The 12,566-nt window shown below is 59.8% G+C and carries 13 protein-coding genes; 5 read left to right on the plus strand and 8 right to left on the minus strand.

All coding sequences use genetic code 11. The features are described from left to right. Positions 1 to 62 precede the first annotated feature (62 nt). The 5 genes from umuC to KEM63_RS08170 all read right to left on the minus strand — a co-directional run bounded on the left by umuC (position 63) and on the right by KEM63_RS08170 (position 3,884). The gene (umuC, locus tag KEM63_RS08150; RefSeq protein ID WP_223655769.1) at positions 63 to 1,334 is read right to left on the minus strand and encodes a translesion error-prone DNA polymerase V subunit UmuC; all 1,272 of its coding nucleotides are present in this window, start codon (positions 1,332 to 1,334) and stop codon (positions 63 to 65) included. Beyond that, positions 1,327 to 1,764 (minus strand): LexA family protein, encoded by a 438-nt coding sequence (locus KEM63_RS08155; protein WP_223655770.1) that lies wholly within the window; start codon positions 1,762 to 1,764, stop codon positions 1,327 to 1,329. Before KEM63_RS08155 ends, umuC begins: the two co-directional genes overlap by 8 nt. 505 nt (positions 1,765 to 2,269) lie before the next feature. Beyond that, positions 2,270 to 2,479: a hypothetical protein gene (locus tag KEM63_RS08160; protein WP_223655771.1), complete on the minus strand. Its 210-nt coding sequence runs from the start codon at positions 2,477 to 2,479 to the stop codon at positions 2,270 to 2,272. A gap of 145 nt (positions 2,480 to 2,624) precedes the next feature. Next, entirely contained in the window at positions 2,625 to 3,404 is a 780-nt protein-coding gene (locus tag KEM63_RS08165; protein WP_223655772.1) for a D-hexose-6-phosphate mutarotase, read from the minus strand. A gap of 264 nt (positions 3,405 to 3,668) precedes the next feature. Next, entirely contained in the window at positions 3,669 to 3,884 is a 216-nt protein-coding gene (locus KEM63_RS08170; protein WP_223655773.1) for a dodecin, read from the minus strand. A gap of 399 nt (positions 3,885 to 4,283) precedes the next feature. On the opposite strand from KEM63_RS08170, the gene KEM63_RS08175 reads away from it, so the two are divergent. From KEM63_RS08175 to KEM63_RS08190, 4 genes are all read left to right on the plus strand, one after another. Beyond that, positions 4,284 to 5,651 (plus strand): imelysin family protein, encoded by a 1,368-nt coding sequence (locus tag KEM63_RS08175; RefSeq protein ID WP_223655774.1) that lies wholly within the window; start codon positions 4,284 to 4,286, stop codon positions 5,649 to 5,651. A 131-nt stretch (positions 5,652 to 5,782) separates the two neighbouring features. Further along, positions 5,783 to 7,180 carry a di-heme oxidoreductase family protein gene (locus KEM63_RS08180; RefSeq protein WP_223655775.1) on the plus strand — a complete coding sequence of 466 codons (1,398 nt, stop codon included), beginning with the start codon at positions 5,783 to 5,785 and terminating at the stop codon, positions 7,178 to 7,180. An 11-nt stretch (positions 7,181 to 7,191) separates the two neighbouring features. After that, positions 7,192 to 8,238 carry an imelysin family protein gene (locus KEM63_RS08185; RefSeq protein ID WP_223655776.1) on the plus strand — a complete coding sequence of 349 codons (1,047 nt, stop codon included), beginning with the start codon at positions 7,192 to 7,194 and terminating at the stop codon, positions 8,236 to 8,238. A 1-nt stretch (position 8,239) separates the two neighbouring features. Further along, positions 8,240 to 9,346, plus strand: a complete 1,107-nt coding sequence (locus KEM63_RS08190; protein WP_223655777.1) for a DUF1513 domain-containing protein — start codon at positions 8,240 to 8,242, stop codon at positions 9,344 to 9,346. 1 nt (position 9,347) lies between these two features. Here KEM63_RS08190 and KEM63_RS08195 read toward each other — a convergent pair whose 3' ends face one another. Next, positions 9,348 to 9,680, minus strand: coding sequence for a PilZ domain-containing protein (locus KEM63_RS08195; protein ID WP_223655778.1), 333 nt, complete (start codon positions 9,678 to 9,680; stop codon positions 9,348 to 9,350). 318 nt (positions 9,681 to 9,998) lie between these two features. Between KEM63_RS08195 and KEM63_RS08200 the strand changes: the two genes are divergently transcribed. Next, positions 9,999 to 10,481, plus strand: a complete 483-nt coding sequence (locus tag KEM63_RS08200; RefSeq protein ID WP_223655779.1) for a copper chaperone PCu(A)C — start codon at positions 9,999 to 10,001, stop codon at positions 10,479 to 10,481. Here KEM63_RS08200 and KEM63_RS08205 read toward each other — a convergent pair whose 3' ends face one another. Both KEM63_RS08205 and gorA read right to left on the minus strand, forming a co-directional pair. Next, complete coding sequence (locus KEM63_RS08205) at positions 10,482 to 11,114, minus strand: trimeric intracellular cation channel family protein (protein ID WP_223655780.1); 633 nt, start codon at positions 11,112 to 11,114, stop codon at positions 10,482 to 10,484. Between the two features lie 36 nt (positions 11,115 to 11,150). Continuing rightward, positions 11,151 to 12,515, minus strand: a complete 1,365-nt coding sequence (gorA, locus tag KEM63_RS08210; RefSeq protein WP_223655781.1) for a glutathione-disulfide reductase — start codon at positions 12,513 to 12,515, stop codon at positions 11,151 to 11,153. Between the last annotated feature and the right edge of the window lie 51 nt (positions 12,516 to 12,566).

The following is a 12,566-nucleotide window of genomic DNA, read 5'->3' on the forward strand; positions in this document are numbered from 1 at the left end:
GTATCCAGGACAGCGAGCCTCTCGGAAGAGGGCACTTGTCCGGTGGCCTCGGCGCCACGCCTCTAACAGCAGCGTACCCGCCACAGCTCCCCCCAGCGCGTCGTGAAACTCGGGCTCTTCATATCGCGGCGCATTCCCCAACCAGGGGAGGGCGGGACGCTTGCGGGCCGCAGTGTTCCGCGACCCCAGCGGTGGTTGATCTGGTCGAGCACACTCATTACCCGCTCGGCCGCTTCCGGCTGAACCTCGGCAAAGAGGTCGTCCGTATATTCGCCGCGTTGTCGCAAATCCAGCAAGAGTATCTCCGCTTTGCTGTATGAATAGCCGTCGCGAAACACGTGCTCCAGCCCGGCTACGGCATAGCGGGTGATCAAACGGGTATCGTCCGTAGGGTAGGGCAGTTCGCACAGGATGCCTTTGGCGTACTTCGCTTCGTCCGGATTGAACATGCCGGTGCGAATGCTGACCCGTATCCGTTTGCATAGGGAGCCCTGTGCTCGGAGCTTCTCACAGGCGCGTGCTACGTACGTGGCGACGGCTTCCCGGATCGGCTCGATCGTTTTGAGGCGTGTTCCGAACATTCGACTGCAGCAAATTTCCTGGCGTGGCGGCGTGGCTTCTTCCAGGTCCAGACAGGGCGTACCACGCAGCTCGCGCGCGGTCTTTTCGATAACGACGCTGTACTGCTCGCGCAGCGTCCAGGCGTCGGCTTGCGCAAGGTCCCAGGCGGTCTTGATGTTCATTGCAGTCAGGTGTGCAGTCATCTTTCGCCCGATGCCCCACACTTCATCGACCGGCATCACTTTAAGAAGCTTGTCGCGTCGTTCCGGGTCGCAAATATCGACGACGCCGCCAGTTTGTCGCTGCCATTTCTTCGCTGCAGCATTGGCCAGCTTGGCCAGGGTTTTGGTAGGAGCGATGCCCACCCCGGTGGGGATCCCGGTCAGCTTGAGCACGCGTGCTCGAATTTCACGGCCAGTCTGAAGCCGATTCTGCAGACCGCTCAGGTCGGCGAACGCTTCGTCGATGCTATACACCTCAAGCGCCGGGACCATGCTTTCGATGACGGACATCACCCGTTCACTCATGTCGCCGTACAACTCGTAATTGCTTGAGAAGGCCAGGATGCCGTGCTGTCGCAGGACATCCTTGATCTGGAAATACGGAGCACCCATCTTCACGAACGGCTTGGCATCGGCTGAACGGGCAATGACGCAGCCATCGTTGTTGCTCAGCACCACGATAGGAATCCGAAGCAGATCGGGCCGAAAAACGCGTTCGCACGAAGCGTAGAACGCGTTGCAGTCAATCAGAGCTATGGCGCGGTCAGGCATGGTTACCGTGCCGGCGGATGCTGTCGGTCACTACACCCCATACCAGCAGCTCATCGCCTTCCAGAATAAAGCGGGGTGGGTACCTGGGATTTTCTGAACAGAGTACGACCTGGCCAGATTGAAACGTCAGGCGCTTTACAAAGGTATCGCCGTTAATGGCTGCGATGATGATATCGCCGTGCTTCGGAGTGGCGGCGCGACTGACGATCAGCACGTCCTCGTCGAAAATGCCCGCGCCCACCATGCTGTCACCATGGGCCCGTACCAGATAGGTATGCGGGGCATCGATATCCAGCAACGCATCCAATGAAATCGTCTGCTCCATATGATCCTGGGCAGGGCTCGGAAACCCGGCGGGAACCCGGGCTGAAAAGAAGGGAAGCTCGATGGTGGAGCTACCAAGGGACGCAAGAATATCTGCAGTGCTCATGACGCATGCCTTTGCTCGTACTGTATGGGTATACAGTACCTCGCTGCAGCCTTTGTCACAACGGCCTTTGGCGGTCGCCGATGAACGTTTTGAAGGTACTGCCGGTCCGGTCATTTTGATGTACTGCGGGTGCTCGGTCCTATGAACCTTTCCACTTCGGCTGCAACGCTACGAGCACCAGACGAGAAAAGCCATGGCCACCTTGAGGATGACCTTGCACGGATCGGCAAATGCGTCCGCGAGCTGTCTATGCTCGAGCCCTGGGAGTCTTGCCACCGCTGTGGAGGACATCAGTGTTTGCTTTTGGGCATCCAAATAGCGTGAGGAGCGCGCCAACCTCGCCATCCATGAGTTCGTATAATCTATATTATGTTAAATAGACTATTATGGTCAGGCGCTTTGAAGAGCCATTGATCCAGCCTTTGCTGACAAGCTGGCTCCCCGCTACCCCCGTTCAGTTGATGTTAACGATGCAGGCGCGGCACCCACGGTATGGATCCAACGGTCACCTGATGACATCGGTATAAAAGATTTTGACACCCTTGGCCGCGATGTCGGCGATATAACCAGCGGTGCGACGATAGAAATCGCTCGGGTCAGGGTTGGCCATGAGGCCTGCCTCGGCGATCTCGCTCCAGTCGCGTTCGCCGGTGTGACGATGCAGCAATGTACGACGGCCGGTGCCGTTGAGCTCCACTTTCAGTTCGACTGGCATGGTCGGGTTTCCCTTGTTGTTGTCACCCGAGTTAACCAAGCTCTGAAGTTGGTTTCAACCTTTGCGAGCCTCTATCTTGCGGCTTCTGCAATCAGGTCGACAGATTTCCGCTTCTTTCAGCCGGAACGGCTGCCGCTCCACGACGTTACACGCGAACGATTTCCGTCTGCAGTCTATGGCTTTGGCCTGGTGCCAGGACACGTCCGTCGCTGCCGGCATTGGCCGCCTCGATGCACACCATGGTCTTGTAGCCGTCCGGCGGAAAGTGCCCAAGCCGAGCACTTTTATCTACCCAGGGGTTCCACACCACTACCGATTGGCTGCCCTGGCGCTGCACGATGAGGTAATGCTCACTGCCGCCCTCGAGTTGGATCGTTGCTGAATGGCCCTGATAAATCCGGTCGACCTCTCCGGAAAACGTGACTGCGCCCTGCTGACGGACTCGATCGACTCCCGTTAACTGGTCGAGAAATTCAGCGCCTTCGAGCCCCCAGATTCGAGCTTCCCGGATGTCGCGCACTGGCAGGTAGCTGTGCAGGGCCTGGCTGAGCCGCTGTGGCTTCGAACCTGTATTGACCGTCGTCAGGGACATGCGCAGGCTCTTGCCGAGGACAAATTCGACCTGGAGACTCCAGTCTTCATCCGGCAATTGTGCTTTGATATCCGAGCGAGGCAGTTCCAGCGTCAGAACAACGTCACTGCCGGTATCCAGCACCTTCGCGACGTTCCATCTGCTGGTTCGTGCAATGCCGTGACTGGGCCCGGGCCGCTCGTTGCCAAACCACGGCCAGCAAATGGGGATGCCGCCCCGTAACGGCGTGCCGGGCTTCTGCTCGTCAACGGGGCTCATCCATAACAGATCGCCCTGCCCCGCGGGTACGCAGGAAATGATGTGCGCACCCTCCAGCGCGATACGCGCTTGCACACAGGGATGAAGCACCTCCAGGAATTCGCGCCCATTCGCCGTTAGCAGGCGCTTTACAGTATCTGGAAGCGACGTTGCGTCATCCATGATGGGACCCCGATCAGATGGTTTTTGATAAGCAATACGACAGACTGTACCAAGCGAAGTGCCAAGCAGGTCGAGGGGGAGCTGAGGGTATATGGATGGGTCACGTTGAGGAAGGTGCGCCGGGCGGCTGGTCCGTGTAGCGAATGACGGGAAGCCGAGGGCTCCCCGTTCGAACCATCAGTCGCCGGAGCCGATGCGGAAGCCGACTTTCAATACCACTTGGAAATGCGCGACCTGGCCGTCTGTGACATGACCGCGGGTTTCCACGACTTCAAACCATTCGACGTTGTTCACCGTCTGACTGCATTTGGTAATCGCAGTACGGATCGCATCATCAATGCTGGTCGTCGAGGAACCTACGATCTCTATCTTCTTGTACACGTGATCTGACATGTCTCTCTCCATTTCTCTGGTTTGCCTGACACTAAGGCAGGCACCAGCGGAGATAGTTCAGCCCTCGCCGCCCCTCCCGCCTTCCATGGGGCCTCCTGTTTCGCGTCGTTTTATCGAACCTCGACGTTCATCGTGCATGGGATGAAGTGAGCTCGGCCTGCGCAACATGCGCCATGTCATGCAGATTGCCTCGCTGGAGCCTGCCATCTGGGTTGCCGCTTGACTCATCGCTCTCTTCTCCCGCTCTGAATGATGTTTCCCCGAGTATTGATCAGGTCAACCGGTTTGTAAATGAGAATGCATCGCATTACATCGTTATGTGCAGTTGTATTGCAAAACGTAAGCCGGTGCCTATAATCCAGCGAGAATAAATATCATTTACTGCAAAGGACGCCTCAGATGAATGCTCGTTTTCCGCTGGAATCGCTCGCTCTCGTCGTTTCTGCCAGCATGTTGCTGATTGCCTGCGATCAGAAGGAGCAGGCGCCGCCAGAGCCACAGGTCAGTCAGGCTGAACCTGACGCGACCGTCGCCCCGGGCGCAGCGCCCTCCCCTGCATCGGAGTCCGACTCCAGCCGCGAAGACGTGGTCAAAACGTATGCCGACATCGCACACGCTACCTTCCAGGATGCATTGCAGTCTGCCCGGAAGCTCGACGAGGCGGTCGACAAGCTGATTGCCGAGCCCGGCGAGGAAACCCTCGAGGAGGCCCGCCAGGCATGGATTGCGGCACGCGTCCCCTACCAGCAATCGGAAGTATTCCGCTTCGGTAACCCGGTCGTGGACGAATGGGAAGGTCAGTTGAACGCGTGGCCGCTGGATGAAGGTCTGATCGACTACGTCGCCGAAAGTGACTACGAACACGAGATGGGCAACGAAGGGGCGAATGCGAACATCATCGCGAGCAGGGAAATCAACATCGGCGGGACTACCCACGATGTCAGCACACTCACCCCGGAGCTTCTGGCAGAGCTCAACGAAGTTGGCGGATCAGAAGCCAACGTCGCCACCGGTTACCACGCTATCGAATTTCTCTTGTGGGGGCAGGATCGTAACGGCTTCCAACGTGGCAACGGCGATCGGTCGTATACCGACTATGCGAAGGGCGACGACTGCACCAACGGCAACTGTGACCGCCGCGGCGCCTATATCGATGCAGCGACCGACCTTCTGGTCAACGACCTCGAGTGGATGGTGCAGCAATGGGCTCCGGATCAGCCGGGCAACTACCGGGCGGAGCTGGTTGGCCTGCAGCCGGAGGAAGCCTATCAGCGCATGCTGTTCGGTATGGGGTCGCTGTCACTCGGGGAATTGGCCGGCGAGCGCATGAAGGTGGCGCTGGAGGCCAACTCGTACGAGGACGAGCATGACTGCTTCAGCGACAACACGCACAATTCCCACTACTACAACGGGCTCGGCATTCAGAACGTCTACCTTGGCCGGTACAAGCGTGTCGACGGCGATGTGGTCGAGGGTGCCTCACTGGCAGATCTGGTTGCCGAGTCGGACCCGGACCTGGACAAGAGCCTTCGTGCCGAGCTGGAAAGTTCAATGAAGGCACTGGCGGACATAAAGCAGACGGCGGAGGCCGAAAGCGAGCCGATGCCATTCGACATGATGATCGCTCCAGACAATGAGCAAGGACACGCGTTGATCAACGCGGCGATCGATGCGCTGGTTGCCCAGACCGGTTCGATCGAAACCGTGGCAGCAAAGGTCGGCGTGGATTCGCTCGAACCGGATGATGCAGGGCATTCATTCCAGTAGGCCGCCGGACGCCCGAGGTGTGACGACCTGCCGCGGGTCGTCACACGCAGTTGCTTCAGTTTGCCGCAGCTCATGGTTTTAGCCAGCGGAACGGTTACCATCAGCATTCGAATCAGCGGGTCGATACTCCAATGAATACGTTGCAATGGCTGACCGGTCTGCTCGTGCTGGCTGTGGTAAGCCCTACGATGGCCAATCCTCCGATTCAACAGAACCCACGCTCCGGTGGCGACGGGAGTATCGGCCTGTCGAACCAAAATGCCTTTTCCCTTCCGCAGGCTAACCTGCCGATGACCAAACGGCTGGATTTCAGCGTCGGCAACAGTTTTTTTCGCAATCCCTGGGTCGTTGCTCCTGCCAGCACCGATGCGCGGGATGGTCTGGGCCCCCTGTTCAACACCAATTCGTGCCAGGGCTGTCATGTAAAGGACGGGCGTGGAAATCCGCCCGGCGACGGTGCACCGTCCGTATCGCTTTTCCTGCGCCTCGCAGTGCCGCCGCAGAGCGATGCGGACAGCGCGTTGCTGAAACGGCACGGCTTTGTACCAGAGCCGGTTTATGGCAGCCAACTGCAGACCGCCGCGATACCCGGCTCCCGGCCGGAAGCCGATCTGGTTGTCGAATGGGAACGATTCCAGGAAGAGCTGGCGGATGGTACACGCGTGCCGATGCGTCGCCCGCTCTACACCATCGCCAATCCCAATTACGGGCCACTGGCCGAGAACGTCCAGATCTCGCCGCGCGTAGCGCCACCGATGATCGGGTTGGGCCTGCTCGCCGCGATTCCCGAACAGGACCTGCTTGCTGCCTCCGATGCTGATGACGCCGACGGCAATGGTGTCTCCGGCAGAGTGAATCGCGTCTGGGATCGCGCCGTCGAGCAGACCGTAGTCGGCCGTTTCGGTTGGAAGGCCGGTGAGCCCAACGTGCTGCAGCAAAGCATGGGCGCCTTCGCCGGCGACATGGGCATCACCTCTTCGCTGGTGCCGGCTACCGACTGCACGCCACAACAGGGTTGTGACAGCTTTGCGCACGGGGGTGAGTTCGAAGTAAGCGACGAAGTCGCCAGTTTCGTTGCCTTCTATGCCAGTAGTCTGGCTGTGCCCATGCGCCGGGACATGGACAAGCAGGAGGTCAGGCAAGGGGCGGAGCTGTTCAATGATTCGGGCTGTGCGGCCTGCCATACACCCCGGCATGTCACCGGGGTCATTGAGGGGCGCCCGGACCTGTCGGCCCAGGAAATCTGGCCGTACTCCGATCTGCTGCTGCACGATATGGGCGCTGGCCTGGCCGATGGTCGCGGGGAGTTTCTGGCCGATGGCAACGAATGGCGAACCCCGCCCCTGTGGGGGCTGGGTCTGACCCACACCATCAATCCGTTGGCAGGCTACCTGCACGACGGTCGCGCGGAGACGCTTGAGCAGGCGATTCTCTGGCATGACGGCGAGGCATTGGCAGCGAAGGATGCCTACCGTCACCTGGAAGCATCGCAGCGCAATGCCCTGTTGCGCTTTCTTGAATCGCTGTGAGGAACCATCGCGTGTACGCCTTATTTGATCGTCCACGACTCAGCTCGCTGCTGATCGGTGTCACGACCTGCCTCCTGAGTCCGTTCGCCCTGGCCGACACAGCGTCCGCACGATGGTACGCCGGCATTGCCGGCGGTTACGAGGCGCTGGCAGACTCTTCGCGGAATCTGGAGCAGGCTGCCGATCGCTTTTGCGCCGCGCCATCAGCAAACCCGCATGAGCGGGCACGCCTGGAGTCGGCCTGGGCGGATGCGTTCTTCGACTGGCAACGCGTCCGCTTCGTCGATTTCGGTCCCGTCAAGCAGGACAGCCTGTCCTGGCAGTTGCAGTTCTGGCCAGACCCCAAGAATCTGGTGGGCAAGAAAGTGCGGGCCCGATTTGACGGTGATCAGCCGATCAGTGCCGAATCGATCGCTGGCGACAGTGTCGCGATCAAAGGTTTCCCGGCAGTGGAATACCTGCTGTTCGACGAGCAATTCGAGCAAAGCCCGAACGCGTTGCCCGCCAGTCGCTCCTGCGCCCTCCTTACTGCTATAACCGCCCATATTCGCGCCAATTCGGGCCGTCTGGTGGCCGACTGGGCCAGATTCCGTCCGCACTTTGTCGAACAGGACCGTTACGCTGACGATACTGTTCTGGCGGCCATGCATGCCCTGGAATTGATGAAGGATCGGCGCCTGGGCGCGCCGATGGGCGCGGCGGGCAAAGGCCGACGCAACCCGTATCTGAGCGATGCCTGGCGCAGCGGGCAGTCGATGACGTCGTTGAAGGCTTCCCTGGAAGGAATACGCGACATGTTTCTGCCCGGACTGGCCTTGCGCCTCGATAGCGAGCAGGGACAGACCCTGTACCAGCGCTTCAGCAGACAGCTGGCTGCCGCGATCGAGCGGCTGGACTCCCTTTCGCATGACATCTCACCACTGCTTGATGACACCGCAGGCTATCGACAACTACAGCTCCTGCTGCTGGATATCGAGCGCCTGAATACGCAGCTCTCCGGCTCCATCGCGCCCGAACTCGGTGTGGTGAAAGGCTTCAACTCCAGCGACGGAGATTGAGATGGCGACACGCCGTGCCGTGCTGCAGGGATTATTGGCGAGCTTGGCGCTGAGCAACCTGCCGTGGACGGCGCGTTGGGCCAGCGCTTCCACGTCGTCTTCGACCTTGCTGAGTGCCATGACCAACCTGGCGGGAGATCATTTCATCTGCCTTGAACCGGTCGGTGACTCTGCAGGTGACACGCTAGCGGTATCGAACCGCTGCCACGGTGGCTGCCAACGACCAGGATCGGATGAGGCCGTCGTTGTCGAACGCAGGCCGGGTCGATCCTTCCACGTTATTCAGACCTGCGCGGGGCGTATCATTCGCGCCGTACACGCCGGCGAAGAACATCATTTTTTTGGACATGCGGTGTTCAGCCATGATGGAAGGCGGCTCTACGTTACCGCCAATCATGTGCCGAGCGGTGAAGGTCAGTTGCACGTCTACGACGCGACTGCGGGGTACACGCTGGCCGCTATATTTCCCGTCGGAGGGATCGACCCGCACGAAATTCGCTTGCTCCCGGATGGATCCAGACTGGTGATCGCCATGGGGGGCATTCTCACGCATCCGGACTATGACCGCATCAAGCTGAACCTCGACACCATGCAGCCGGCGGTGATTGTCATGGACCGGCACGAGGGACGCATTCTGCAACGTCACAGCCCGTCACACCACCAACTCAGCGCGCATCATCTGGACGTCGATCGCCATGGAATGGTGGTCGTGGGATACCAGTACGAAGGCCCGGAATGGGAGGCGCCCCCTCTGATCGGTGTGCTCGACAGTCGGGACGGCACCTATCGAGAGATCGCTTTCAACGCGGACGAACAGCTGCGGCTACGCAATTACATCGCCAGTGTGGCCGTTGATCCTGCCTCAGGCATTGCAGCGGTCACCGCGCCCCGCGGCAATGTCGTGGCCCTCTTCGATTATCGGACGGGAGAGCTGAAACGCCTGGTGGAGGTGCAGGATGTAGCAGGTGTCGTGAGCGAGGGCACTGGCTTCATCGTGTCGTCCGGGCGGGGTGGTCTGTATCGGGTCGATGCGAGTCACGACAAGGCGACGTTGCTGAACGATTCAGATCGGCGTTGGGATAACCATCTGACCTGGCTGAGCCGCTGATTCAGCGGCTGGCCACCATTCGCTCGATGCACCCGCGAGAATCCTCGGGGACGTTGGTAAACTGCAAACCGGTCCAGAACTGCCCTCCCCCAATGCTCTCGCGATTCCACAGACTTTCGGCATCAAGGCAGAATTCGGTCACCCCGTTCAAGGTCATCGGCAGGTTGATCTGCAGAGCATAGGACTTGAACATCTCGATGGGTTTTTCGCTCAACAACATCAAACCTTCAACGTGCAGGTCGACCACCCGGCCCAGCAGAGTTCCGGTGTCCAGATCGTATACTTCGAGGCTGCTGCTCACGCTGTGACGCTCCAATTTTCGTCTTTCGTTCATGTCTCACTCGTCGACTCGGAATGCGTCCCTGACCTAACAACCAAGCTGTCCCTCGAGTGCACAGTGTGCTGCATTTGCATGCTGGCGAACAGCCATGACTCAACAGTTTTTTAGTCAACCGCCTCACATCTTCGTTCATTGCAACGAGTCCGCAGTCAGCCAGCCTTTCGGCCTGGCTGTGTTTACAGACCTATGACAAAACATTTGATTCGCGACGGGTAGCGGCATATTTCAAAAGCAAGACGTGGTTCAAAGATTGCTGTTCGCCGCCGCCCTGGGCCGGTAATCTTTCGCAACCGTCATCCACCGGAGTTGCCTATGATTCGCTCGATCCTGGCCCTTTCGTTGTTACTGTTCAGCACCCATTCCCTCTCGGGCGATGCCCAGACCGGGTCCGTTCATGTCGCCGACGCCTGGTCGCGGGCCCTGCCCCCGGTTTCGCCAACAGGCGCAATCTACCTGAAAATCGAGAACCGCGGCGAGGAGTCCGAGCGCCTGGTTGGGGTGTCGACTACCGTGGCACAACGCGCCGAGATTCACGAACATGTTCACGCCGACGGCGTGATGCGCATGCAGCGGGTTGAGAATGTGCTCATTGAGCCAGGCCAACGCGCCACCTTCGCTCCCGGCGGACACCACATCATGCTGTTCGGACTCAAGGAGCCACTGGTCGCCGGCCGACAGTACCCGATCACGCTGCGTTTCGAGAACGCCGACGAAGTGGAGGTCGAGGTTGACGTCCTGACGGATGCGCCTGAGGAGCCTCATCATCAGCATTCGGCAAGCGAGCATCATCACTGATCAGTCGTCGTGCCGCTCGCGATCGAGCAGGTGGAAGCGCGGAAGCTGCAGGTGCCAGCGAATGGCAGCCAGGCGAATCAGCAGTACGGCCAGCATGGCAACGCTGACATCGAGCCCCGGCGGGCTGGGCAACGAATGCAGGACGATATATACCAGTGAACCGGCGATGCAGGCAGTGGCGTAGACTTCCTTGTGAAAGATCAGCGGAATCTCGTTGCAGATGATGTCGCGAATGACCCCGCCGGCCACCCCGGTCATGACGCCCATGATAACCGCCGCGCTGACTGGCACATTCTGTTGTAACGCCACCTGGGTGCCGATGACGGTAAACACCGCGAGACCGAAGGCATCCGCCACCAACAGCCCAAGCTCCGGTATCGGTCGAGTCAGTCGCACCCAGGCGATGGTACCGAGCGCCGCCAGGACCGCCACGACGATATACCATTCGTCACGGATCCAGCTCACCGGATGGTTGTCGAGAATGGCATCGCGCAGCGTGCCGCCACCAAGCGCCGTAATCAGTGCGATCACCAGCACACCGAACAGATCCATGGACTTGCGTCCGGCCATCAGCGCGCCGGTTATGGCAAATACCGCCACGCCGAACAGATCGAATGCATAGAACCAAGTCATGGGTGTACTCCGCCGGAAACAGGGCCGGCGGGAAGCTCAGTCGACCCTCGCCGGGGTGCGCATGGTAACGAATTCTTCAGCTGCGGTGGGATGAATTCCCAGAGTCGCGTCGAATACCGACTTGGTCGCTCCGGCCTTCACCGCAACGGCAAGCCCCTGAATGATCTCGCCGGCTTCAGGCCCCACCATGTGCACGCCCAGGATACGGTCGCTGTCCTTGTCGACCAGCAATTTCATGAAGCTTTGCTCCGGCCTGTGGGCAAGCGTGTTGCGCATCGGCCTGAAGCGGCTTTCGAACACCTTGAGCTTGTGGCCCTTGGCGCGCGCCTCTTCTTCGGTCATCCCCAGTGTGCCGATATTGGGGATGCAGAACACCGCCGTGGCGATGCCGTCGTAGTCCACGGGGTGATAGTCCTCCGGCTTGTACAGACGGCGCGCCAGGGCCATACCTTCGGCCAGCGCAACCGGGGTCAGCTGCACGGTGTGCGTTACGTCCCCGATCGCAAAGATCGCTGCGTCATTGGTTTGATACTCGTCATCAACTTTGACAAAGCCCTTCTCATCGAGCTGCACATCCGTATTCTCCAGACCCAGGCCCGCCAGATTGGGCCGCCGCCCGGTGGCGTACAACACCAGGTCGGCCTGGATCGAGCCACCACCCTTCAGGGCTACGTCCAGGCTGCCATCGGCCTGCTTCTCGATACGTTGCACGTCCGTCTCGAAACGCAGATCGAGTCCCTTGGCGCGCAGTGTCAATGCGACATGCTCCCGGATGCCCAGGTCGAAGCCGCGCAGGAACAAATCGCCGCGATACAGTTGAGTCACGTTACAACCGAGGCCGTGAAAGATGCTGGCGAACTCGGTGGCTATATAGCCGCCGCCGACGACGAGCGTGCGCTTCGGGAGTTGCTTGAGATAGAACACGTCGTTCGAGCTGATGACATGTTCGTTGCCGGGAAAGTCCGGAATGTGCGGCCAGCCGCCGGTCGCGATTAGGACCCGCTCGGCAGTGTAGGTCTGATCGCCCACAGCCACGGTATGCGAGTCGACGAAGCGCGCCCGGCCGTTGATGACCTGAACGCCCGCAGAGGTCAGCAGGTTGTGGTAGATACCATTGAGCCGCGTGATCTCGGCATTCTTGTTCTCCACCAGACGTTGCCAGGTGAAACCGGCCTTTGGCAGGTCCCAGCCATAGCCACGCGCATCCTCGAAGTCTTCGGCGAAGTGAGCGGCGTAGGCGAACAGCTTCTTCGGCACACACCCGACGTTGACACAAGTGCCCCCGAGGTAGAGGTCTTCCGCGACAGCTACGCGCGCGCCGTACGAGGCGGCGGTCCGGCTCGCCCTTACGCCGCCCGAGCCTGCGCCGATAACAAAAAGGTCGAAATCATAATCTGCCATGTTCGGTTTCCGCTGCTGAGCCATGGCCGCAAGCATACCGCATTGCCCGAC

Origin of the sequence: Halopseudomonas nanhaiensis, from assembly GCF_020025155.1 — a bacterium.
Taxonomy (GTDB): domain Bacteria; phylum Pseudomonadota; class Gammaproteobacteria; order Pseudomonadales; family Pseudomonadaceae; genus Halopseudomonas; species Halopseudomonas nanhaiensis.